Origin of the sequence: Streptomyces sp. S3(2020) (genome assembly GCF_013044505.1) — a bacterium.
Classification (GTDB): domain Bacteria; phylum Actinomycetota; class Actinomycetes; order Streptomycetales; family Streptomycetaceae; genus Streptomyces.
Genome location: NZ_JABERD010000089.1, coordinates 14,855 through 37,062, shown reverse-complemented (window position 1 = coordinate 37,062; position 22,208 = coordinate 14,855). Strand labels below are relative to the sequence as shown.

Sequence of the window (22,208 nt, the reverse complement as noted above, 5' to 3'; positions counted from 1 at the left end):
CTGGTGGCGAAACGTTCTCGCCCGCCTCAAGTCCCCCGCCGTCCGCACCCATGCCGGCAGCGCCGTCGGCGTGGTCATCCTCGCCGTTCTGCTGTGGCGGCTCGGCACCGGCGTCTTCCTCGACGGGCTGCGCCGGATCGACGGGGCGACCCTGCTCGCCGCGCTCGGCATCGGCGTGGTCACCACCGTCCTCAGCGCCTGGCGCTGGCAGCTGGTCGCCCGGGGCCTGGGCATCCGGCTGCCGCTCGGTGCGGCCGTGGCCTCCTACTACCGGGCCCTGTTCCTCAACGCCGCGCTGCCCGGCGGCGTACTCGGCGATGTGCACCGGGCGGTGCGGCACGGACGCAGCACCCAGGAGCTCGGGCGCTGTGTACGGGCCGTCGTCCTCGAACGGGTCGCCGGACAGGTCGCGTTGGCGGTCGTCGGCGCCGCGGTCCTGCTGACCATGCCGTCACCGGTGCTCTCCGAGGCCCGGCATCTCGCGCCGCTGCTCCTGTTCGCCACGCTGGGCGCGCTGGCCGTCGTGCTCGCCCTGCGGATGAACCGGGCGCCCTCACGGGCCGGCAAGGCCCTGCGCGAGGCCCGCGAGGGCCTGCTGTCGCGGCGGAACGGGCCCGGTGTCGCCCTGTCGTCCGTCGCCGTCCTCGCCGGGCACCTCGCGATGTTCGTGCTCGCCGCCCGCGTCGCCGGTTCCGCCGCCTCCGTCGCCGTCCTGCTGCCGATCGCCGTGCTCGCCCTGCTCGCCATGGGCCTGCCGCTCAACGTCGGCGGCTGGGGCCCCCGCGAGGGCGTCACCGCCTGGGCCTTCGGCGCCGCCGGGCTGGGCGCCGGCAGCGGGCTGGCCGTCGCCGTCGTCTACGGCGTGCTCTCGCTCGCGGCCAGCCTGCCGGGCCTCGTCGTGCTGCTCGCCCGCTATCCGCGCGTCGAATCGCCGTCGGAGGTGAGCAGTGAGAAATACGTGCCGAAGGAATCCGCCAGACTCGCAAGCAGTGCTTTGCCCTTTTCCGCCGAACCCAGCGAAGGACGGCCGATGACACCGGAATCGGTATAGGCGGACATACCGAGGGTGAGCAGATGCCGTCGGTCGTCGGCGACGAAATCGGAGGTCTCATAACCGGGTCGGACGAATTCGGGATGAGCGTGCAGAAGGATGGAGGTCTCGATTTCCCCCGCATGCATGTCGGTGAGCAGCGAGGTGACCACCCCCGCCCGCTCCCGGGCCGCCTCCCAGTCCTCCGGGGCCGGGAACAGCGCCATCCGCTCGCCGCGGGCGGAGGATTCCTGAACGACGTTGCCCAGTACGTAGTTTCCGCCGTGTCCGTTGACCACGACCAGGGTCTCGACGCCGGACCGGCGGAGCGAAGACGCTATGTCCCGTATCACCGAGTGAAGGGTCACCGAGGAGATGCTGACGGTTCCCGCCCACGCCGCGTGCTCGTGCGAGCAGGAGATCGTCACGGGAGGGAGAAGGTGCACCGGATACGCCGCGGCGATCTCCCGCGCGACAGCGCAGGCGACGAGCGTGTCGGTCGCCAGCGGAAGGAACGGGCCGTGCTGTTCGAAGCTCCCGACGGGAAGGACGGCGACCTGTCGTGAGACACCCTCGCCCCGCGTCCGTACGTCTTCCGTGGTGTCCGTCGGCAACGTACCGTGCTCCGCCGACCGCGTTTGCGAACCACTCATTCTTTCACGGCCTTTCGTCTCTGCTTAGGAACTCGAGAATCATGACAGAAAAAGTTGGCGTACTCGGCAAGAAGACTCCACAGCGCACGGGCGTGGAACGCGTCGTGAATGCTCCGCTGCCCACCGTGTACGGTGAATTCAGGGCGATCGGTTACCTCGACCACGATCGCGGTGACGAGCAAGTGGCCCTGGTCTACGGGGAGATCGGCACGGACGAGGTCCTGACCCGGCTGCACTCGGAATGCCTGACCGGTGACGCCTTCGGCTCCCGGCACTGCGAATGCGGTGAACAGCTCGACTCGGCCCTGCGGGCGGTCGTCGCCGAGGGCAGTGGCATCGTCGTCTATCTGAGGGGCCACGAGGGCCGCGGCATCGGACTGCTCGCCAAGCTGCGCGCGATGGCCCTCCAGGCCGAGGGACTGGACACCGTCGAGGCGAACCTCGCCCTCGGCCTGCCGGTGGACGCCCGCGACTACGGTGTCGCCGCCGGGATGCTGCACGACCTGGGCGTGCGCTCGGTGCGCCTGATGTCCAACAACCCGGACAAGCGCGCGGCGTTGGTGCGGCACGGCATCGAGGTCGCCGAGACCGTGCCGCTGCTGATAGCGCCGTGCGAGAGCAACATCACCTATCTGCGCACCAAGAGGGAACGCCTCGACCACCACCTGCCGCATCTGGACGCGGTGGCCCACCTGTCCTGATTACGGGCACCGGAGTCAGGACAGGAAGAGGGGACCGGCCCCGACAACCCTGGGAGGCTCGCCCGTGAGGACGCAGGCAAACGCCGTGGTGATCGGCGGCGGAGTGATGGGCGCGAGCATCGCCTACCACCTCGCCGCCGCCGGTGTCCGCGACATCGTCCTCGTCGAACGCGACGAACTGGCCTCCGGATCCACCTCGAAGGCGGCCGGAGGGGTGCGGGCCCAGTTCTCCGACGGCCTCAACGTGCTGCTCGGCGCGCGCAGCCTGGAGGCGTTCGGCCGGTTCCACCAGGAGGTCGGCCACGACATCGGCCTGCACCGCGTCGGCTACCTGTTCCTGCTGTCGACGCCCGAGGACGTGGCCTCCTTCGAGGCGGGCGTACGGCTCCAGAACTCCCTCGGCGTGCCCAGCCGCATGCTCACCCCGAAAGAGGCCCGCAAGCTCTCCCCGCTGATCAGCACCGACGGGCTGCTCGGCGCCGCCTTCTCACCGGACGACGGCCACTGCACCCCCGAGGCCGTCGTCCACGGCTACGCCTCCGCCGCCCGCGCCCTGGGCGCCCGCATCCTGCGGCACACCGAGGTCACCGGCATCACCGTGCGCGGCGACACCATCACGGCCGTCGAGACGACGCTCGGCACCATCTCCACCGACACGGTGGTCTGCGCGGCCGGCGCCTGGTCGCGCGCGGTCGGGAAGATGGTCGGAGTCGACCTGCCCGTGGAGCCGCTGCGCCGCCAGATCGCGGTCACCGAGCCGGTCCGGGGCCTGCCGCCCGGCCTGCCGATGACCATCGACTTCAGCAGCACCCTCTACTTCCACCGCGAGGGCCCCGGCCTCCTCGTCGGCATGTCCGACCCCGACGAGCGCCCCGGCTTCGCCACCGACACCCACGACCGCTGGATCCCCCGCCTCGCCGCCGCCATGGAGAACCGCGCCCCCTCCCTCCTCGACCTGCGCCGCACCGGCGGCTGGGCGGGCCTGTACGAGGTCACCCCGGACCACAACGCCCTGATCGGCGAGGCGACTTCGGTATCCCGCTTTCTGTATGCGACCGGCTTCTCCGGTCATGGCTTCCTCCAGGGCCCGGCGGTCGGCGAGGTCGTCCGTGACCTGTGCCTGGGCCGCGTACCCTTCGTGGACGTCAGCCCGTTGAACGCCGGCCGTTTCGCGGCCGACGCCCCGCGCCCGGAGGCCAACTGCGTATGACCGAGCTCCATCTGTGGCTGCGCCACGAGGACCGTCCCACCGAACGGCGCACACCGGTCGTGCCGTCCGACGCACGCGGGCTCGTCGAGAGCGGGGTGACCCTGACCGTCGAGGAGTCCCCGCAGCGGATCTTCCCGATCGAGGAGTACGAGGCGGTCGGCGCCCGCGTCGCGCCCACGGGCTCATGGGTGGCGGCGCCGCCGGCGGCGGTCGTCCTCGGCTTGAAGGAACTCCCCGCCGGACCAGCCGAGTTGACGCACCGGCACATCTTCTTCGGGCACGCCTACAAGCAGCAGCCGGGCGCCGAGGACCTGCTGCGCAGGTTCGCCGCCGGGGGAGGGGCGCTTCTCGACCTTGAGTACCTGGTCGACGACCACGGGCGCCGCCTCGCCGCTTTCGGGTACTGGGCGGGCTATCTCGGCGCGGCCCTGGCGGTGCTCCAGCACCGGGGCCGACTCCGCGCGCCGCTCACGCCCACCTCGAAGGAGGAACTCGACGAGACCCTCCGACCCGCCCCCGGGGACGAGGAGTTCACCGCCCTCGTCATCGGCGCCCTGGGCCGCAGCGGACGCGGCGCCCGCGTCGCCCTCCAAGCCGCCGGGCTCGACCCCACCTGCTGGGATCTGGAGGAAACCCGCGACCTGGACCGCCGGGCCCTGCTGGAACACGACGCGCTGGTCAACTGCGTCCTCGCCACCACCCCGATCCCGCCGTTCCTCCGGGAAACGGACCTGGACGACCCCGCCCGCCGTCTGCGCACCCTCTCCGACGTCACCTGCGATGTCGGCTCACCCCTGAACGTGCTCCCGGTCTACGACCGCACCACCGAGTGGGACGAGCCGGTGCGCCGGCTCCGCAAGGAACCCCCACTCGATCTCATCGCCATCGACAACCTGCCCTCCCTGCTGCCGAAGGAGTCCAGCGAGGGCTTCTCGGGCCAGTTGCTGCCGCTGCTCCGGGACTTCGGGACCGGCGGGCCGTGGGGGCGCTGTCTGGAACGGTTCCATGACACCTGCCGGGAACTCGGCATCGCGGAAGGGGAGTCGAGGAATGGCTGAACTGGTTCCGGCGAGCGGCACCGTCCACTGGATCGGCACCGGGCTGTCCACGGGCAGCGGTCTGGCCCGGGTGTGCGGGAGGGCCGAGAGGGTGCACGTGTGGCACCGCACCGAGGAACGCGCCGCCGAGGCCCTCGACCGGCTCGGTCTCACCGGTCTCGCCGAGCCCCGCGCGTACACCCTCCCCGCGCTGACGGAGCGACTCGCGCCCGGGGACGTCGTCGTGTCGATGCTCCCCGCACCGGAGCACGCCGGGATCCTCGCCGCGTGCGTCGCGCGGAAGGCGCACTTCGCGTGCTCCAGCTATGTGTCGGACGCCGTGCTGGAACTGGTGCCCGCGGCCCTCGCGGCCGGGATCGTCGTGCTCACCGAGGCCGGGCTCGACCCGGGCGTCGACCACCTCTTCGCGCACAGCCTGGTCGCCCGGGCCCGGGACGCGATCGGTGACGGCACGGCGGCCTCGTACCGCCTCACCTCCTACTGCGGCGGCATCCCCGCGGTGCCGAACGACTTCCGGTACCGCTTCAGCTGGGCGCCCCTCGGGGTCCTGGGCGCCCTGCGCTCGCCCGCGCGGTACATCGAGGACGGGGCCGAGACCACCGCCGCGCGGCCCTGGGAGGCGACCCGGCGCCATGTCGTCGACGGGGAGGACTTCGAGGTCTATCCGAACCGCGACAGCGTGCCGTTCGTCGAGCAGTACGGGATGCCGCCGGCCTGGAAGGCGCGGTCCTTCGTGCGGGGCACCCTGCGTCTGGAGGGGTGGCTGCGGGCCTGGGACGCCGTCTTCGAGGAGCTCAAGGGCGGTGACGACGCCCGGATCGCCGCACTGGCACGGGAGTTGGCGGCGGCCTATCCGACCACGGACACCGACCGGGACCGGGTCGTCCTCGCCGTGACGCTGGACGTCGCCGGCCCGGCGGGGCAGGCGTGGTCGGGCAGCTATCTGCTGGACCTGGTGGGGGACGAGGAGGAGAGCGCGATGGCCCGCTGTGTCTCGCGCACCCTCGCCCTCGGTGTGGGCCACGTCCTGGACGGCTCGCTGCCGCCCGGCCTCAACCGGGCCGCGGAGACGGCGGCCCGGTCGGAACAGTGGCTGCGCGAACTCGCCCTGGAGGGAGTGGAGTTCACGCTGCGGGTCGACGCCTGATCACTCGACCACGGCCTCGTGCACCAGCCGCCTGAGGTCCGGGTTGAGCTTGAGGGTCCTGGGCCGTACCTGGGTGTAGAACTGCACGGTCAGGTCGCGGACCGGATCGACCCAGAACGTCGTGGAGGCGGCTCCGCTCCAGCCGAATGTGCCCGGGCTCGTGGGCGCGAGGGTACGGGCGGGGTCGATCACCACGGAGACGCTGAGACCGAAGCCGACACCGTCGTTGTTGGGCTCGTCATGGGCCGGCCTGCTGCCGAAGGCGCGCAGATCGACGCCGCCGGGAAGGTGGTTCCTGGTCATCAGGTCCACCGTCCCGGGGGCGAGCAGTCGGATGCCGTCGAGCTCGCCGCGACGGCGCAGCAACTCCATGAAGCGGTGCAGGTCGTGCGCGGAGGCCGCCATGCCGCCGCTGCCGGAGAGGAACCGGGGCCGGCCGCGGAGCGGGAGCCCGGGGATCGGCTCGATACCGCCGTCGTCCTTCTCGCCGTACAACTCGGAGAGTCTGCCCGCCTGTTCGTCCGTGACGCTCAGGCCGGCGTCGGTCATGCCGAGCGGTCCGAAGACCCGCTCGGCGAAGAAGACGTCCAGAGGCTGCCCGGACACCACCTCGATGACCCGGCCGAGCACATTGGAGGCGACCGAGTAGTTCCACTGCGTGCCCGGTTCGAACTGGAGCGGCAGGCTCGCGTACACGTCGACCGTCTCGGCCAGGGTCGATCCCGGCACCACCGACGACTCCAGATCGGCCTCGCGGTACAGGGCGTCGACCGGGTGGGAGTGGTAGAAGGCGAAGGTCAGGCCCGCGGTGTGGGTCATCAGGTGCCGGATCAGCATGGGCTGTGCGGCGGGCCGGGTGACCATGCCCGCGCCCGAGCCGCTCTCGTACACCCGGGCGTCGGCGAAGGCGGGCAGATGCCGGGCCACCGGGTCGTCCAGCGACAGCCTTCCCTCCTCGACCAGGATCAGCGCGGCCATCGCGGTGACGGGCTTGGTCATCGAGTAGATCCGCCACAGGGTGTCCGCCTCGACGGGCAGTCCGGCGGCGAGGTCACGGTGGCCGTGGGCCGTGAGGTGGGCGACGCGGCCGCCGCGGGCGACGGCCACCAGGAAGCCGGGCATGCGTCCCTCGTCGACGTAGTGGGCGAAGTGCTGGTCGAGGCGGTCCAGCGCCTTCACGTCCAGCCCGACCTCACCGGGGTCGACTTCCTGCCGCAGCTGTGCCATCGCTCTCCTCCGCTCGCGTTCGTCGAGGTGCGATCCGGCATACCCCGCCGCGACGACCTCAGACATCATCGTCGCGCAGGAACCCGCGAACGGTTGCCCGGTTGACCTTGATCGGCCGTCCTGGAGCGGAAACCGGCCGACAGTGCCGCGCCCGCCAGGGCGACCGCGGCGAACGCCACGAGGGACACCTCCGTGGCGGCCAGGGCCACCCCGAGCGTCGGCCCGACGTTCATCGCGGTCTGCTGCAACCCGCCCGCCACCCCTGCCGCCCCGACCGGGCTCTCCCGTACGACGACATGGGTGGCCGCCACCATGACGGTCCCGAACCCCGCGCCCAGCAGCGCGAATCCGGCGCCCAGCGTGCCCGCGCCCGACGCCCGGGAGAGCACCAGGATCCCGACGGCGAGGACCGCCATCGCGGTCGCCGTCGTACGGCGGGCCCCCGCCCGGCGCAGGAGCACCGGGCACACCGCGGCGGCGGCCACCATCAGCACCGCCAACGGGAGGCAGCGCAGGGCGCTTTGGAAGGGGTCCAGGCCGAGCGTGTACTGAAGGACGTACGTGCTCACGAACAGCGTGCCCGACAGGGCGGCCGACGCGGCGACCAGGACGCCGAGCGGTGGGCCGGGGACGGCACGCGGTATCAGCGGGCTTTCGGCGAGGCGTTCGTGGCGTACGAAGGCGGTTCCGGCGACGGCGGTCACCGCCAGGCCGAACCAGTGCGGGGAGACCAGCGTATGGACCAGGAACCCCAGGGTCACCGCGAGCAGGGCGGCACCGGGCAGGTCGAGGCGGACCTCGGCGGCCGTCTCCGGCTCCCGCACTGCCAGGGCGAGCACGCCGAACACCAGCGCGGGCACGACGTTGACGAAGAACACCGCCCGCCACCCGGACCCGGCCACCAGTACCCCGCCCACCAACGGGCCGACCGCGGCGGCCACCCCGATCGCCGCGGTGCGCACCGCGATGGGCCCCCGGAGCCGGTCCGCCGGGTAGGCGGCGCGCAGCATGCCGAGCGTGGCGGGTTGCAGGAGCGCCCCGAACACCCCCTGGGCGACCCGCAGTCCGATCACCCAGCCGACACCGGGCGCCGTCCCGATGCCCGCCGACGTGATCCCGAAGCCGAGCATGCCGATCCCGAAGAGCCGCCGGTGCCCGTACCGGTCGCCGAGCCGTCCCGCGAACACCAGCAGACTCGCCACCGCGACGAGATAGCCGGTGCTGGTCCACTGGACCTGCGCGAAAGTGGCGCCCAAGTCCCTTTGCAGGGTGGGCTGGGCGACGGTGAGGACCGTGCCGTCGAGGGCGACGATCACCGCGCCGGTCACGCTGCCCGCGAGAACGAGACGAGGGTTCACCCGTCCTCCCGACCGAGGTGCGCGTCGCGGACGCTGCGCAGGAGGGGGTCGAAGTCGTTGGCACCCGTGGCCAGTTGGAGGCTTCCCCAGCCCCACAGCTGGGCGATGCCGTGCAGGTTCGCCCACAACGCCCCGGCGACGAGACGGGCGTCCGCGTCCGGCCGGGCCAGGGCGACCAGTTCCACCAGGCGGCCGAAGAGCGGCAGGCTGGTGTCCCGGAGGCCCAGACGGCCGCTCTCCAGCAGATCGTGACGGAACATCAGCTCGTACATGCCGCGGTTGTCCAGCGCGAACCGCAGATAGACCCGCCCCAGCTCCGTCAGCCGGTCGCGCGGGCTCGCCGTGCCGTCGTCGGTCACCCCCGCGGTCCGCTTCGCCAGTTCGGCGAAGCCGCGGCCCGCGATGGCCGACAGCAGCTCCAGATGGGTCGGGAAGTAGCGGCGCGGCGCACCGTGCGAGACGCCCGCCCGCCGGGCGATCTCCCGCAGGGTCAGCGCCTGCACGCCCTCCCGCGCCACCAGCTCCACACCGACCTCGACCAGCCGGGCCCGCAGCCCGCTCTCCACCTCACGCATAGACAGTGTCTACCAGTCATGCGTAGACACTGTCTATGCTCCTCCTGTCCGGGAATGCGGGAGCCCCAATCGCCGGTTGACCCAGACATGACTCAGGACGCGACGCAGAACGCACTGCTCGGGCTGCTCTCCGAGGGCCACGGCGGGGTGCTCGTCACCCTCAAGCGCGACGGCCGGCCCCAGCTGTCGAACGTCAGCCACGCCTACTACCCCGACGAGCGGATCATCCGGGTCTCGGTCACGGACGACCGCGCCAAGACCCGCAATCTGCGCCGCGATCCGAGGGCGTCCTACCACGTGACGGCCGCGGACCGGTGGGCGTACACGGTCGCCGAGGGGACGGCGGAGCTCACGCCGGTGGCACGGGACCCGTACGACGAGACGGTCGAGGAACTCGTCCGGCTGTACCGCGACGTCCTGGGCGAGCACCCCGACTGGAACGACTTCCGAGCCGCGATGGTCCGCGACCGCCGGGTGGTGCTCCGGCTGAAGGTGGAGCGGGCGTACGGGATCCCGGCGGGGGCGAACCGGGGCTAGGCGCTCCGCTGGATGAGCGGTGAGGTGCCGTCGTTCGGCTGCGGCGCCGCACATCGATACGGCCGTCCGAACCCGCAGCGGATTTTGCCCGACCCGCTCAGGGCCTAGGCGGACAGGCCGGCGCGGTGATGCCGTTCGGTGTGGCGACGTACACGCGCAGTCCCTGGTCTGCGGTGCTGATCACGGGGCTGTACTCGGCCAGGATCTTCGAGTTGAACGACAGCGACCGGGTCTGCCGGCCCTGCCGGTCGATGACGCGCAGCGTCGTGGAGCCGAGGAACAGGTTCGGTCCGTCGACGAACTCGGTCGCCGTCCACGTTCGTTCGGCCTCGGTGTCCGCGTCGATGATCCGCGCGACGTACGTCCCCGTCCCGCCGACGGCACGCGCCGCCCGTACCTCCTGCCGGGAGGCCGGCCGGGAACCGGCGGGCGGGTCGGCGGGTGGCTCGGCGAGATACACCTCGCCCATGTCACCCGCGCCGAGTCTGCCCAGGACCTCGTACGGGCCGATCCGCCGAGGGTCCGTGTCGCGCAGTGTCTGCACCCCGAACTCCCCCTGTCCGTAAGGCCGCCGGGAACGGGCCGCCCAGGACGGCTGTGGCGGGTGGGGCGGACGGTTCCTCACTAGTCGCCGCGCCGGACCGCGGCGAGGTTCTCCAGGAGCGGTGACCGGATCGCCGGTCCACGACGGACAGCCGCCACTTCGCGCGTGCCGGCCGCCCCTGAAACCGGCCGGTACGCGCGAAGCCTCCCTCCCCGGGCCGACGTCACGCGTGGCACGTCTGCTCTTTTCTGCTCGCTCCGGCCGATGTTCTTGCCGAAAACGTCAACTGTCAACGGGGGCGGACCGGTCCGCACGGTCCTAGGACCCGGGGCGCAGGGCGGACGGCCGATGGTCCGGGGAGCGCGCCCCGCCTACGCTGCGGGGAAGAATCCGCAGCTCGGAAAGAGGTCATGATGCCGGTCGACGGCCGCAGTCACCTCCGTGTCGCCCGCCCGTCCCGCGACCTCGCCGCGGCCGAGCGGTTCTGGGCCGACGGGCTCGGCCTGGCCGTCGTATGGCGGGCCGAGGGCGGCACCGAACCGGACCGGCACGATCTGCTCATGCTCGGCTGGCCCGACGCCGCCTGGCACCTGGAACTCGTCCACGAGCCGGCCCACCCCGTCGAACCCCGGCCCACGGAGGAGGACCTCCTGGTCGTCTACGTCGACGGTCCCGTGCCGCAGGACCTGGTCACCCGACTCGAACAGCACGGCGGCAAGCAGGTCCCCTCGCCCAACCCCTACTGGAACGAGTGGGGCGTGACGATCGAGGACCCGGACGGATACCGGCTGGTGCTGTGCGAGCGGGCGTGGTCCAACTCGTAGCGGGACGGGCGCGATCACCGACGGCCGGGGTGGTCAGGCGCCCACGTACTCCGCGAGATGCTGGCCCGTGAGCGTCGAGCGGTCCGCGACCAGGTCGGCCGGAGTGCCCTCGAAGACGACCCGGCCGCCGTCGTGCCCGGCGCCGGGGCCGAGGTCGATGATCCAGTCGGCGTGCGCCATGACGGCCTGGTGGTGCTCGATGACGACGACCGACTTCCCGGAGTCGACCAGCCGGTCCAGCAGGCCCAACAGCTGCTCCACGTCCGCGAGATGGAGTCCGGTCGTCGGCTCGTCGAGGACGTAGACCCCGCCCTTCTCACCCATGTGCGTGGCCAGCTTCAGCCGCTGCCGCTCACCGCCCGACAGCGTGGTCAGCGGCTGCCCGAGGGTGAGGTAGCCCAGCCCGACGTCCGCGAGCCGCTCCAGGATCCGGTGCGCGGCCGGCGTACGCGCCTCGCCCGCGCCGAAGAACTCCACCGCCTCGGACACCGGCATCGCGAGCACCTCGCTGATGTCACGCCCGCCGAGGTGGTACTCCAGCACGGCCGCCTGGAACCGCTTCCCCTCGCACTCCTCGCACGTGGACGCCACCCCGGCCATCATCGCCAGGTCCGTGTAGACGACGCCCGCGCCGTTACACGTCGGGCAGGCGCCCTCGGAGTTGGCGCTGAACAGGGCCGGCTTCACCCCGTTGGCCTTGGCGAACGCCTTGCGGATCGGCTCCAACAGCCCGGTGTACGTCGCCGGGTTGCTGCGCCGCGAGCCGCGGATGCCGGTCTGGTCGACCGTGACGACCCCGTCCTGTCCCGACACCGAGCCGTGGATGAGTGAACTCTTGCCGGACCCCGCGACCCCGGTCACGACGACCAACGCGCCCAGCGGGATGTCGACATCGACGTCCTGGAGGTTGTTCGTACCGGCGCCGCGCACCTCCAGCACCCCCGACGGCTCCCGCACCGAGGTCTTCAGCGAGGCCCGGTCGTCCAGGTGCCGCCCGGTGAGCGTGTCGCTCGCCCGCAGCCCCTCCACCGAGCCCTCGAAGACCACCTCACCGCCCGCGGTACCGGCCCGCGGACCGAGGTCCACGACATGGTCGGCGATCTCGATCGCCTCCGGCTTGTGCTCCACGACCAGCACGGTGTTGCCCTTGTCGCGCAGTTGCAGCAGCAGTTCGTTCATCCGGCGGATGTCGTGCGGGTGCAGCCCGATCGTCGGCTCGTCGAAGACGTACGTCACATCGGTGAGCGAGGACCCGAGGTGGCGGATCATCTTCGTCCGCTGCGCCTCACCGCCGGACAGGGTGCCCGAGGGACGGTCGAGGCTGAGATAGCCGAGCCCGATCTCGACGAACGAGTCCAGCGAATGCCCCAGCGCGGCCAGCAGCGGCGCCACCGACGGCTCCTTCAACTCCCGCACCCAGTCGGCCAGATCGTCGATCTGCATCGCGCAGACGTCGGCGATGTTCTTCCGCTTGATCTTCGACGCCCGGGCCTCCGCGCTGAGCCGGGTGCCCTCGCACTCGGGACAGGTCTGGAAGGTCACCGCCCGCTCCACGAAGGCGCGGATGTGCGGCTGGAGGGCGTCGACGTCCTTGGAGAGGAAGGACTTCTGGATCTTCGGGATCAGTCCTTCGTACGTCAGGTTGATCCCCTCGACCTTGATCTTGGTCGGCTCCTTGTGGAGCAGGTCGTGGAGTTCGCGCTTGTTGAACCTGCGGATCGGCTTGTCCGGGTCGAAGAAGCCGCAGCCCCGGTAGATACGGCCGTACCAGCCGTCCATGCTGTAGCCGGGGATCGTCAGCGCACCCTCGTTGAGCGAGAGACTGTCGTCGTACAGCGCCGACAGGTCGAAGTCACTGACCGAGCCCATGCCCTCGCAGCGCGGACACATGCCGCCGAGCCGGTGGAACGTGGCCTTCTCCGCCTTGGTCTTGCCACCGCGCTCCACGGTGATCGCACCGCTCGCCGACACCGAGGGCACATTGAACGAGTACGCGTTGGGCGGGCCGATGTGCGGTGTGCCGAGCCGGCTGAAGAGGATGCGCAGCATCGCGTTGACATCGGTCACGGTGCCGACGGTCGAGCGGGCGTTGGCGCCCATCCGCTCCTGGTCGACGATGATCGCCGTGGTCAGACCGTCCAGGACGTCGACCTCGGGCCGCGCCAGCGTCGGCATGAAGCCCTGGACGAAGGCGCTGTACGTCTCGTTGATCAGCCGCTGCGACTCCGCGGCGATGGTGTCGAACACCAGCGAGCTCTTGCCCGAACCGGAGACTCCGGTGAACACCGTCAGCCTGCGTTTGGGGATCTCGATGCTGACGTCCTTGAGGTTGTTCTCACGCGCGCCGTGCACGCGGATCAGGTCGTGGCTGTCGGCGGGGTGCGGCGCGGGCGGCTGGGGGGTCGTCCTCTGGGTGGCCATGCTGACTGTTCTCCATCGTTCGGTTCGATCTCACCGGCTCCGAGCATGAGAGGCTGATTCTCCAGCGGGAACAAAGCGTTCCGGGTCGTTTCGCGCCTGCTCAGTTCCGTTCCTGGACACGGATCAGATTGCCCGCGGGGTCACGGAAGGCGCAGTCCCGTACGCCCCACGGCTGGAGGATCGGCTCCTGGACCACGTCGGCGCCCGCCTGGAGCCGGTCGAAGGCGGTGTCGAGGTCGGCGGTGGCCAGGACGATGCTCGCGTAGGTGCCCTTGGCCATCATCGCGGAGATCGTGCGGCGCTCGTCCTCGGTGAGATCGGGGTCGGCGCCCTGCGGATGCAGCACCACCGACGTGTCCGGCTGACCGGCGGGACCGACCGTGATCCAGCGCATCGAGCCCTTGCCGACATCGCCGCGCACCTCGAAACCGAGGAGGTCGCGGTAGAAGGCCAGCGCGGCGTCCGGATCGTCCTGCGGGAGGAAGCTCGCGTGAAGGGTGAGGTCCATGGACCTCACGCTAGGCGCGCCCCCGGGGCGGGCGCTTCTCGAAAACTGACGGAGCCGTGGCGGTCCACCCTCAACTCCCTGCTCGCCCGATGGGACGACCTGGTGTCGGACGTGGCGGAAGGCTGCGGCCGGAGCAGGCCGGAGCTGTCGAACGACCTGTGGTGCCGAGGCGTACTGGCCCGCGTCCGGCCGCGGCTGCCCGAGCGGGTACGGGCGCTGCGGCAGCCCGAGCTCGACGCGTACGACGACCGCTTCCGTGCCGCCACCGCCCCCTGGCCCGACCGTGCCGAGGGTGGGCCGCGGTGGCAGGGCCGGCCGATGGGCCGGGACATGATGCCGTTCCCCGAGCCGGACGAGGTCGACGTGGTCGAGTGACCCCCTCGCGCCCACCGGCCACCGACATGCCCGAGTCCCCGGAGCCCTTACGGCGTCCGGGGACTCGGGAGTCCTGGCGGAGCGGGATCAGGCGGTGACCGTCTCCCGCTCGGCCGCCGTGTCCGGCGTGCGCTCGCCGAGCTGCTCGGTCGGGATCCTGTGGGTCTCGCGGGCCGTGAGGGCGGCGATGACCGGCGGGACGCACAGGGCGGCGGTGAAGAACGCGACCGCCGACCAGTCGCTGCCGTCGGGGCCGGCGATCTGCGCGGCGAAGGTGACGGCGAACCCGGCGACGGCGAAGCCGATCTGGGTACCGATCGCCATGCCCGACAGCCGGACGCGGGTCGAGAACATCTCGCCGTAGAAGGAGGGCCACACCCCGTTCGCGGCGCTGTAGACGACACCGAAGGTGACGATGCCCAGCACCAGGGTCAGCGGGTAGTTGCCCGTGGAGATCGCCCAGAGGTACAGGAACATCATGACCGCGCTGCCCACGGCGCCGATCAGGTAGACCGGGCGGCGGCCGATGCGGTCCGAGAGCGTGGCCCACGCCGGGATCGCGCCGAGGGCGACCAGGTTGGCGAGCGCGCCCACCCACAGCATCGAGGAGCGGCTCATGCCCACCGAGTCGCTGGTGGCGTACGCCAGCGCCCAGACCGTGAAGATCGTCGACACCGAGGCGATCAGCGCACCCGCGATCACCCGCAGGACGTCCGCCCAGTGGTTGCGGGCCAGGAACGCGAGGGGCATCTTCACGACGCCCTCGGAGGCGGTCTGCTGCTCGAAGGCCGGGGTCTCCTCCAGCTTGCGGCGGATGACGTAGCCGACGACGGCGACCGCGATGCTCAGGAAGAACGGGATCCGCCAGCCCCAGGACAGCAGCTGGTCCTCGGGGAGCGCGGCGATCGGGATGAAGGCGAGTGTGGCGAGGAGCTGGCCGCCCTGGGTGCCGCTGAGGGTGAAGCTGGTGAAGAAGCCGCGCCGGTGCGACGGCGCGTGTTCGAGTGTCATGGAGTTCGCGCTCGCCTGCTCACCGGCGGCGGAGATGCCCTGGAGGACACGGCAGGCCACCAGCAGCACCGGTGCGAGCGTGCCGACCTGGTCGCGGGTGGGGAGGCAGCCGATGAGGAAGGTCGACAGACCCATCAGGATCAGCGTGAAGACCATGATCTTCTTGCGGCCGACCTTGTCACCGAAGTGGCCCAGGAAGAGCGCGCCGATCGGCCGGGCCGCGTAGGCCACACCGAAGGTGCCCAGCGACAGCAGGGTCGCGGTGGCCGGGTCGGACTCGTCGAAGAAGACGTGCGGGAAGATCAGCGCGGCCGCGCTGCCGTAGATGAAGAAGTCGTAGTACTCCAGCGCGCTGCCGATCCAGGCAGCGGTCGCTGCCTTTTTCGGCTGCCCGACGGCTTCGGCGGGGACGGACACGGGCGTGCTCCTTTGGGGAACTCCAACGTAAGCGGAGTGAGCGGCGGGAAGAAGTGCCTGACCTCGTGGGGGTGCTGGTCGGCCGCGCCTGGGTCCTTGCGGGTTCTCGGGTTAATTAACCCACTAGGTAGTTAGTAGCGCTTGGGTAGGGATGTTGCGCTCGCGTTTCCCGCGTGTCAAGAGGTGGTGCCGAACGATCTTCAGTCCGCGATGCGCTCCGCGGTCAGGTACGCGATCACCATGTCGCCCAGCATGTTCCGGTAGTGCTCGCGCTGGGCGGGGTCGATGAGGTCGCGGCCGAACAGGGCACCGAAGGTGTGCCGGTTGGCGACCCGGAAGAAGCAGAACGAGCTGATCATCGCGTGCAGGTCGACGGCGTCCACGTCGGCCGTGAACAGGCCGGACTTCTGGCCCGACTCCAGGATTCGGCGGATCACGTCCAGGGCGGGCGAGCCCATCTTGCCGAGCTTCTCGGAGCCGGCGATGTGCTCGGCCTCGTGGATGTTCTCGATGCTGACCAGGCGGATGAAGTCGGGGTGCTGCTCGTGGTGGTCGAAGGTGACCTCGGCGAGCCTGCGGATGGCCGCGACCGGGTCCAGATGCTCGACGTCCAGCTCCTGCTCGGCTTCCCGGATCACGCCGTACGCCCGCTCCAGGACGGCCGTGAACAGCTGCTCCTTGCCGCCGAAGTAGTAGTAGATCATCCGCTTCGTGGTGCTGGTGCGGGCGGCGATGTCGTCGACCCGGGCCCCCGCGAAGCCGACCCGGGCGAACTCGTGGGTCGCCACGTCGAGGATCTCGGCCTTGGTGCGCGCGGCGTCACGGGTGCGCCCGCCTGGTCGTAGCGGTTCTTCGACGCTGGTCATCGGCATCCTTCGGGTGTGCGGCCAGTGCCGCGATTCTAGAAGCCCACTCGCTCCGCGGGACGGGGCAGGGCTTCCCAAGTGCGGTTTCCGGGTGCTATGACTAACTCACTAGTTCGTACATTAGTGAGCCGTTCAGGAGGTCCGCCGTGGCCAAGGACTCGTATCTCGTCGGACTGATCGGTGCGGGCATCGGCCCCTCGCTCAGCCCGGCCCTGCACGAGCGGGAGGCCGACCGCCAGGGTCTGCGCTATCTGTACCGGCTCATCGACATCGACGTCCTCGGCGTCGGCCCGGAGGCGGTCGGCGAGCTGCTGCGGTCCGCGCGGGACACCGGCTTCGACGGGCTCAACATCACGCACCCCTGCAAGCAGCTCGTCATCGAGCACCTCGACGCGCTCTCCCCGCAGGCCGAGGCGCTCGGCGCGGTCAACACCGTCGTCTTCGAGGACGGCCGGGCCGTCGGCCACAACACGGACGTGACCGGCTTCGCCGCCTCCTTCGCTCGCGGCCTGCCCGACGTACCGCTGGAGAAGGTCGTCCAGCTGGGCGCGGGCGGCGCGGGCGCGGCGGTCGCGCACGCCACGCTCACCCTCGGCGCCGAGCGGGTCACCGTGGTCGACGCGCTCGCCGACCGGGCCGCGGATCTCGCCGCCTCGCTGAACCGCCACTTCGGCGACGGCCGCGCCACCCACGCGACCCCCGACCGGCTGCCCGAGCTGCTCGCGGGCGCCGACGGCATCGTGCACGCCACCCCCACCGGCATGGCCGCCCACCCCGGCCTGCCCTTCGCCGCCGAACTCCTGCACCCCGGCCTGTGGGTCGCCGAGGTCGTCTACCGCCCGCTGGAGACCGAACTCCTGCGCACCGCCCGCGCGATCGGCTGCGCCACCCTGGACGGGGGCGGGATGGCCGTGTTCCAGGCCGTGGACGCGTTCCGCCTCTTCACCGGGCGGGAACCCGACAGCGCGCGGATGCTCGCCGACATCGCCGAGCTCGCCGGCGCCGTGGGAACCCCGAAGTAGGAAGAGGTACCGACGTGCGTACGTCCATCGCCACCGTCTCCCTCAGCGGATCCCTCACCGAGAAACTCACGGCCGCCTCCCGGGCCGGCTTCGACGGCGTGGAGATCTTCGAGAACGACCTCCTCGCCAGCCCCCTCACCCCCGAGGAGATCCGCACCCGCTGCGCCGACCTCGGGCTCGGCATCGACCTCTACCAGCCGATGCGGGACATGGAGGCGGTCCCCGAGGAGCAGTTCGCGGCCAATCTGCGCCGGGCCCGCCACAAGTTCGAGCTGATGGGCCGGCTCGGCACCGACACGGTCCTGGTCTGCTCCAGCGTCCACCCCCTCGCCGTGGACGACGACGACCTCGCGGCGGAGCAGCTGGGCCGACTGGCCGACCTGGCCCAGGAGTCCGGGATCAAGGTCGCCTACGAGGCGTTGGCGTGGGGCCGGCACGTGAGCACGTACGACCACGCCTGGCAGATCGTCCGCGCGGCCGACCACCCGGCGCTGGGCACCTGCCTGGACAGCTTCCACATCCTCTCCCGGGGCTCGGACCCCAAGGGCATCGAAGGCATCCCCGGCGAGAAGATCTTCTTCCTCCAGCTCGCCGACGCACCGCTGCTCGCGATGGACGTCCTCCAGTGGAGCCGCCACTACCGCTGCTTCCCCGGGCAGGGTGGATTCGATGTGGCGGATCTTGTACGCCGTGTATTGCATACCGGCTACGACGGTCCGCTCTCCCTCGAAGTCTTCAACGACGTCTACCGCCAGGCCGACGCCGGCCCGACGGCCGTGGACGCGCACCGCTCGCTGCTGGCGCTCCAGGAGACGGTCGGCGTCGCCCCCCTGCCGGAGCCCGTCATCCCCACCGGCGTGGCCTTCGCGGAGCTGGTGACCCCCGACGCCGGGCCGGTCACGGCGGTCCTCGGCGCGCTGGGCTTCGCCCGCACCGCCCGCCATCGCAGCAAGCCGGTGGACCTGTGGCAGCAGGGCGAGGCCCGGCTGCTCGTCAACACCGGTCCGGCCGGCCGCCGCGACGGCACCGGCCTCGCCGCGATCGGACTGGAGTCGCCGGACCCGGTGGGCGCGGCCCGCCGCGCGGAATCCCTGCTGGCCCCGGTGCTGCCGCGCCGCCGGGCCGTCGAGGACGCCCCCTTGGACGCCGTCGCGGCGCCCGACGGCACGGAACTCTTCTTCTGCGCGACCGGCCGTCCCGAACTGCCCGACTGGCGGGCCGACTTCGAGGACCTGGCGCACGCGGAGGGGGCGACGGGCGTGCGGTGCGTCGACCATCTGGCCCTCGTCCAGCCCTGGCACCAGTTCGACGAGGCGGCGCTGTTCCACCGCAGTGTGCTCGGGCTGCACGCGCAGGAGAGCGTGGACGTCGCCGACCCGTACGGGCTGATGCGCAGCCGGGCGGTGACGAACCCGGACGGCAGCGTCCGGATCGCGCTGAGCGTCGGCGCGGCACCCACGGACGACACGGTGCACGCCCAGCACATCGCGTTCGCCACGGACGACGTCGTCACCGCGGTACGCCGCTTCCGGGACGCGGGCGGCCGCGTCCTGCCGATCCCCGCGAACTACTACGACGACCTCGCCGCCCGCTTCGAGTTCGCCGACGGTGAGCTGGAGACCTACCGCGAGCTCGGCATCCTCTACGACCGGGACGCCTACGGCACCTTCCGCCACTGCTACACCCGCACCGTCGGCCGGGTCTTCTTCGAACTCGTCCAGCGCGACGGCTACCGCGGCTACGGCGCCCAGAACGCCCCCGTGCGGCTCGCCGCCCAGCACGGCGTCACTGGCGGCTGACGGCCCGGGTCACACCGGTCACCACCGTCGTGGCGAGGATCCAGCCGGTGACGACGAGGGCGTAGGCCAGCGCCTGGTATCCGCCCTCCGGCGCGAACGCCCCCTCCTGCCCGAAGGAGATCACCGGCAGGAGCAGGTCCAGGGTGAAGAACACCGGGCTGAAGTCCGGGTGTTCGCCCGGCTTCAGCGGGGGCGGCTCGTGGAGGGCGTACACGAGCGAGCCCACGGCGAGCAGGGAGAGCAGCCAGGCGCAGGCGCGCAGGGGGCGGAAGCCGTAGCCGACGGTGACGTCCTGGAGGTAGCCCCACAGGCGGCCGTACCAGGCGCGGGTGGCGCGGAGGCGGCGCTGTTTGGCGAGCTGGACCTGGCGGGCGGCGTAGTCGTCGCCGATGCGGAGGTAGGAGGCGGTCAACTGCTCGTAGGAGTAGGGGAGATAGCCGTCGGTGTCGCGCTCCAGGACGGGCAGTCGCTGTTCGGCCGGGAGGTGCGGGGCGAGGGTGGTGTAGGTCAGGCCGTCCAGTCGGACCTCGCAGGGGAGTGTCTCCGGGGCCACGTGCAGCAGCTCGATCTGGGCGCGGCGCAGGTTGACCGATCCCCGGACCGGTTCGGCGTCCCGCAGCCACAGTTCCCCAATGACCGCACTGCTGGCCCGCAGGGCGACACCGTCGGGGTTCGCCAAGCGGGCGTACGCGAGGTTGAGTTGGCCGGGGACGCGGATGCCACGCAGGTCGACGCGGCCGAGCGCGGTGAGGCGCATGGCGTGCAGGTCGGCGTCGACCGACAGGGTCTCGGCGTCGATCGCCGTGCCGCCGGGGTTCTCCAGCCGGGCGTCGTTGAGGCTGACCGACGCGCCGACGGAGGCGCTGTTGACCACGAACCGGCCCCGCACACGGACCCCGGACGCCACCAGGTCCTCCCCGACGGTCGAGTGGTTGAGCCGCAGCGCGGGCTCCTCGGAGCCGTCCGGCGCGCGGAACTCGGCCCGGTCCAGGAACAGCGCCCCGGTGATCTGGCATCCGCCGAGCTTGACCGGCCCCTCGAACCGGCAGTCCGTCAGCCGCAGCACGCCCTCCACCCGCAGGGTCGCCGCGTCGAGCCCCGGCAGCTCGGAGCCGCTGAGGTTGAGCTGCCGGAACTGGCCGCCGTAGAGCCGCGGGACCTCGTCGAACCGGCACTGGCTCAGCCGTACGTACGTCTCGACCGTCCCGTACCGCATGTCCAGCACACCGGTGATCCGCGCCCCCGCCAGCTTCAGCGCGGGTATCTCCCCGTCCTGGCGGGGGCCGTTGAGCATCAGGGTCCGCAACACGGCTGCCCGCACGCTGTGTTGCGGACCGTCGCGCAGGTCCACGGCGGCCCCCGACGGGAACGCCTCCCACACCCTCAGCTCGGTCGGCGTCAGATCGGTGATCTCCACAGAGCGGGACTCTAGCCGTCCCGCTCCGCATGGCCTCTAGGGTCGGGTGTTCCACTCGGCGACGACCGGCCGCCCGTGTTCCGTGGACAGTCGGCTGACGGTGGCCGTCGCCAGCTGGAAGAGCCGGCCGTCGGCGGGCTCCAGACCCAGCCGACGGGCCGTCAGCACCCGCAGGAAGTGGGCGTGCGCCACGAGGACCACGTCCCCGTCCGGGAGCGCCGCGTCCACCCGGGCCAGCACCCGGTCGGCGCGTGCCCCGACCTCGGCCGGTGACTCGCCCGGGTGTCCCTCGGTGCCGGGCGGCACGCCGTCGGTCCACAGGTACCAGTCGGGGCGGGTCCGGTGGATGTCGACGGTGGTGACACCCTCGTAGCCGCCGTAGTCCCACTCGTGCAGATCGTCGTACGGCAACACACCGGTGATGCCCGCGAGTTCGGCGGTGCGTATCGCGCGGCCCAGCGGACTGCTGAGCGCGGCCGCGAAGGTCCGGCCGGAGAGGAGCGGGGCGAGGGACTTGGCCTGTTCCTCGCCGTGTGCGGTGAGGGGCAGGTCGGTCCAGCTGGTGTGCTGTCCCGACACGCTCCACTCCGTCTCCCCGTGGCGGACCAGAAGAAGATCCCCCACGGTGCGCCTACTTCGACTCGACGGCGTGGCCGCCGAACTGGTTGCGCAGCGCCGCGATCATCTTCATCTGCGGCGAGTCGTCCTGACGGGACGCGAACCGCGCGAACAGGGAGGCGGTGATCGCCGGGAGCGGCACCGCGTTGTCGATGGCCGCCTCGACGGTCCAGCGGCCCTCGCCGGAGTCCTCCGCGAATCCGCGCAGCTTGTCCAGGTGCTCGTCCTCGCCCAGCGCGTTGACCGCGAGGTCCAGGAGCCAGGAGCGGATGACGGTGCCCTCCTGCCAGGAGCGGAAGACCTCGCGCACGTCCGTGACGGAGTCGACCTTCTCCAGCAGCTCCCAGCCCTCGGCGTAGGCCTGCATCATCGCGTACTCGATGCCGTTGTGGACCATCTTCGCGAAGTGCCCGGCGCCCACCTTGCCCGCGTGGACGAAGCCGAAGTCGCCCTCGGGCTTGAGCGCGTCGAAGACCGGCTGCACCTTCGCGACGTGCTCGGCGTCGCCGCCGACCATGAGCGCGTAGCCGTTCTGAAGGCCCCACACACCGCCCGAGACACCGGCGTCGACGAACCCGATGCCCTTGGCCGCGAGCTCCTCGGCGTGCTTCTCGTCGTCCGTCCAGCGGGAGTTGCCGCCGTCGACGACCGTGTCGCCGGGGGACAGGAGGTCGCCGAGCTCGTCGACGACGGACTGGGTCGGACCGCCGGCCGGGACCATCACCCAGACCACACGGGGGCCTTCGAGCTTCTCGACGAGTTCGGCGAGGCTCGCCACGTCGGAGACCTCGGGGTTGCGGTCGTAGCCGATGACGGTGTGGCCTGCGCGGCGGATCCGCTCGCGCATGTTGCCGCCCATCTTGCCGAGGCCGATGAGGCCGAGCTGCATC

21 protein-coding genes and 1 pseudogene are annotated in these 22,208 nt (G+C 71.4%); 10 read left to right on the top strand and 12 right to left on the bottom strand.

Annotated elements, in window-relative coordinates:
* Positions 1–70 precede the first annotated feature (70 nt).
* A pseudogene (locus HLK59_RS26375) lies at positions 71–823 on the top strand (lysylphosphatidylglycerol synthase transmembrane domain-containing protein); the annotation flags it as partial.
* Positions 824–912: 89 nt separating this feature from the next.
* On the opposite strand, the gene HLK59_RS26370 reads toward HLK59_RS26375, so the two are convergent.
* Positions 913–1,683 carry a creatininase family protein gene (locus HLK59_RS26370; protein ID WP_171144001.1) on the bottom strand — a complete coding sequence of 257 codons (771 nt, stop codon included), beginning with the start codon at positions 1,681–1,683 and terminating at the stop codon, positions 913–915.
* Positions 1,684–1,724: 41 nt separating this feature from the next.
* Between HLK59_RS26370 and ribA the strand changes: the two genes are divergently transcribed.
* The 4 genes from ribA to HLK59_RS26350 all read left to right on the top strand — a co-directional run bounded on the left by ribA (position 1,725) and on the right by HLK59_RS26350 (position 5,799).
* Entirely contained in the window at positions 1,725–2,384 is a 660-nt protein-coding gene (gene ribA, locus HLK59_RS26365) for a GTP cyclohydrolase II (protein ID WP_171144000.1), read from the top strand.
* 64 nt (positions 2,385–2,448) lie between these two features.
* Entirely contained in the window at positions 2,449–3,594 is a 1,146-nt protein-coding gene (locus HLK59_RS26360) for an FAD-binding oxidoreductase (RefSeq protein WP_171143999.1), read from the top strand.
* Complete coding sequence (locus HLK59_RS26355; RefSeq protein WP_171143998.1) at positions 3,591–4,652, top strand: saccharopine dehydrogenase; 1,062 nt, start codon at positions 3,591–3,593, stop codon at positions 4,650–4,652. Before HLK59_RS26360 ends, HLK59_RS26355 begins: the two co-directional genes overlap by 4 nt.
* On the top strand, positions 4,645–5,799 hold the full coding sequence (locus HLK59_RS26350; RefSeq protein ID WP_171143997.1) for a saccharopine dehydrogenase family protein: 1,155 nt from the start codon (positions 4,645–4,647) through the stop codon (positions 5,797–5,799). The genes HLK59_RS26355 and HLK59_RS26350 overlap by 8 nt, the downstream gene beginning before the upstream one ends.
* On the opposite strand, the gene HLK59_RS26345 is transcribed toward HLK59_RS26350, so the two are convergent.
* From HLK59_RS26345 to HLK59_RS26335, 3 genes are all read right to left on the bottom strand, one after another.
* Positions 5,800–7,026: a serine hydrolase domain-containing protein gene (locus HLK59_RS26345; protein ID WP_171143996.1), complete on the bottom strand. Its 1,227-nt coding sequence runs from the start codon at positions 7,024–7,026 to the stop codon at positions 5,800–5,802.
* Positions 7,027–7,091: 65 nt separating this feature from the next.
* Entirely contained in the window at positions 7,092–8,384 is a 1,293-nt protein-coding gene (locus HLK59_RS26340) for an MFS transporter (protein WP_171143995.1), read from the bottom strand.
* Entirely contained in the window at positions 8,381–8,959 is a 579-nt protein-coding gene (locus HLK59_RS26335; RefSeq protein WP_171143994.1) for a TetR/AcrR family transcriptional regulator, read from the bottom strand. Before HLK59_RS26335 ends, HLK59_RS26340 begins: the two co-directional genes overlap by 4 nt.
* 87 nt (positions 8,960–9,046) lie before the next feature.
* On the opposite strand from HLK59_RS26335, the gene HLK59_RS26330 reads away from it, so the two are divergent.
* Entirely contained in the window at positions 9,047–9,496 is a 450-nt protein-coding gene (locus HLK59_RS26330) for a PPOX class F420-dependent oxidoreductase (protein WP_171143993.1), read from the top strand.
* A gap of 97 nt (positions 9,497–9,593) precedes the next feature.
* Here HLK59_RS26330 and HLK59_RS26325 read toward each other — a convergent pair whose 3' ends face one another.
* The gene (locus HLK59_RS26325) at positions 9,594–10,040 is read right to left on the bottom strand and encodes a hypothetical protein (RefSeq protein ID WP_171143992.1); all 447 of its coding nucleotides are present in this window, start codon (positions 10,038–10,040) and stop codon (positions 9,594–9,596) included.
* A 413-nt stretch (positions 10,041–10,453) separates the two neighbouring features.
* On the opposite strand from HLK59_RS26325, the gene HLK59_RS26320 reads away from it, so the two are divergent.
* Positions 10,454–10,864, top strand: a complete 411-nt coding sequence (locus HLK59_RS26320) for a VOC family protein (protein ID WP_171143991.1) — start codon at positions 10,454–10,456, stop codon at positions 10,862–10,864.
* A 33-nt stretch (positions 10,865–10,897) separates the two neighbouring features.
* Here HLK59_RS26320 and HLK59_RS26315 read toward each other — a convergent pair whose 3' ends face one another.
* Together HLK59_RS26315 and HLK59_RS26310 are read right to left on the bottom strand one after the other, a co-directional pair.
* Positions 10,898–13,285: an excinuclease ABC subunit UvrA gene (locus tag HLK59_RS26315; protein ID WP_171143990.1), complete on the bottom strand. Its 2,388-nt coding sequence runs from the start codon at positions 13,283–13,285 to the stop codon at positions 10,898–10,900.
* Positions 13,286–13,385: 100 nt separating this feature from the next.
* Positions 13,386–13,793: a VOC family protein gene (locus HLK59_RS26310; protein ID WP_171143989.1), complete on the bottom strand. Its 408-nt coding sequence runs from the start codon at positions 13,791–13,793 to the stop codon at positions 13,386–13,388.
* A 102-nt stretch (positions 13,794–13,895) separates the two neighbouring features.
* Here HLK59_RS26310 and HLK59_RS26305 point away from each other — a divergent pair, with 102 nt between their 5' ends.
* Positions 13,896–14,168 carry a hypothetical protein gene (locus tag HLK59_RS26305; protein ID WP_171143988.1) on the top strand — a complete coding sequence of 91 codons (273 nt, stop codon included), beginning with the start codon at positions 13,896–13,898 and terminating at the stop codon, positions 14,166–14,168.
* An 87-nt stretch (positions 14,169–14,255) separates the two neighbouring features.
* Here the strand turns inward: HLK59_RS26305 and HLK59_RS26300 are convergent, their stop codons facing one another.
* Both HLK59_RS26300 and HLK59_RS26295 read right to left on the bottom strand, forming a co-directional pair.
* Entirely contained in the window at positions 14,256–15,596 is a 1,341-nt protein-coding gene (locus tag HLK59_RS26300; RefSeq protein ID WP_171143987.1) for an MFS transporter, read from the bottom strand.
* Between the two features lie 200 nt (positions 15,597–15,796).
* Positions 15,797–16,462: a TetR/AcrR family transcriptional regulator gene (locus tag HLK59_RS26295; protein WP_171143986.1), complete on the bottom strand. Its 666-nt coding sequence runs from the start codon at positions 16,460–16,462 to the stop codon at positions 15,797–15,799.
* A 146-nt stretch (positions 16,463–16,608) separates the two neighbouring features.
* Between HLK59_RS26295 and HLK59_RS26290 the strand changes: the two genes are divergently transcribed.
* Together HLK59_RS26290 and HLK59_RS26285 are read left to right on the top strand one after the other, a co-directional pair.
* Positions 16,609–17,484, top strand: coding sequence for a shikimate dehydrogenase (locus HLK59_RS26290; protein WP_171143985.1), 876 nt, complete (start codon positions 16,609–16,611; stop codon positions 17,482–17,484).
* A gap of 14 nt (positions 17,485–17,498) precedes the next feature.
* The gene (locus HLK59_RS26285) at positions 17,499–19,283 is read left to right on the top strand and encodes a sugar phosphate isomerase/epimerase and 4-hydroxyphenylpyruvate domain-containing protein (protein ID WP_171143984.1); all 1,785 of its coding nucleotides are present in this window, start codon (positions 17,499–17,501) and stop codon (positions 19,281–19,283) included.
* Here the strand turns inward: HLK59_RS26285 and HLK59_RS26280 are convergent.
* From HLK59_RS26280 to gnd, 3 genes are read right to left on the bottom strand one after another with little or no spacing between them, the layout of a single operon-like run.
* Positions 19,270–20,700 (bottom strand): membrane-associated oxidoreductase, encoded by a 1,431-nt coding sequence (locus HLK59_RS26280; protein WP_171143983.1) that lies wholly within the window; start codon positions 20,698–20,700, stop codon positions 19,270–19,272. The two genes, HLK59_RS26285 and HLK59_RS26280, sit on opposite strands and share 14 nt — an antisense overlap.
* 36 nt (positions 20,701–20,736) lie before the next feature.
* Entirely contained in the window at positions 20,737–21,324 is a 588-nt protein-coding gene (locus tag HLK59_RS26275) for a histidine phosphatase family protein (protein WP_171143982.1), read from the bottom strand.
* Between the two features lie 7 nt (positions 21,325–21,331).
* Positions 21,332–22,207: a phosphogluconate dehydrogenase (NAD(+)-dependent, decarboxylating) gene (gnd, locus tag HLK59_RS26270; protein WP_171144003.1), complete on the bottom strand. Its 876-nt coding sequence runs from the start codon at positions 22,205–22,207 to the stop codon at positions 21,332–21,334.
* Position 22,208: the final 1 nt, after the last annotated feature.

Coding starts and splice junctions, on each gene's coding strand:
- HLK59_RS26370 (WP_171144001.1), bottom strand. CDS start 1,683: ATGAGTGGTTCGCAAACGCGGTCGGCGGAGCACGGTACGTTGCCGACG.
- ribA (WP_171144000.1), top strand. CDS start 1,725: ATGACAGAAAAAGTTGGCGTACTCGGCAAGAAGACTCCACAGCGCACG.
- HLK59_RS26355 (WP_171143998.1), top strand. CDS start 3,591: ATGACCGAGCTCCATCTGTGGCTGCGCCACGAGGACCGTCCCACCGAA.
- HLK59_RS26350 (WP_171143997.1), top strand. CDS start 4,645: ATGGCTGAACTGGTTCCGGCGAGCGGCACCGTCCACTGGATCGGCACC.
- HLK59_RS26345 (WP_171143996.1), bottom strand. CDS start 7,026: ATGGCACAGCTGCGGCAGGAAGTCGACCCCGGTGAGGTCGGGCTGGAC.
- HLK59_RS26335 (WP_171143994.1), bottom strand. CDS start 8,959: ATGCGTGAGGTGGAGAGCGGGCTGCGGGCCCGGCTGGTCGAGGTCGGT.
- HLK59_RS26330 (WP_171143993.1), top strand. CDS start 9,047: ATGACTCAGGACGCGACGCAGAACGCACTGCTCGGGCTGCTCTCCGAG.
- HLK59_RS26320 (WP_171143991.1), top strand. CDS start 10,454: ATGCCGGTCGACGGCCGCAGTCACCTCCGTGTCGCCCGCCCGTCCCGC.
- HLK59_RS26315 (WP_171143990.1), bottom strand. CDS start 13,285: ATGGCCACCCAGAGGACGACCCCCCAGCCGCCCGCGCCGCACCCCGCC.
- HLK59_RS26310 (WP_171143989.1), bottom strand. CDS start 13,793: ATGGACCTCACCCTTCACGCGAGCTTCCTCCCGCAGGACGATCCGGAC.
- HLK59_RS26295 (WP_171143986.1), bottom strand. CDS start 16,462: ATGACCAGCGTCGAAGAACCGCTACGACCAGGCGGGCGCACCCGTGAC.
- gnd (WP_171144003.1), bottom strand. CDS start 22,207: ATGCAGCTCGGCCTCATCGGCCTCGGCAAGATGGGCGGCAACATGCGC.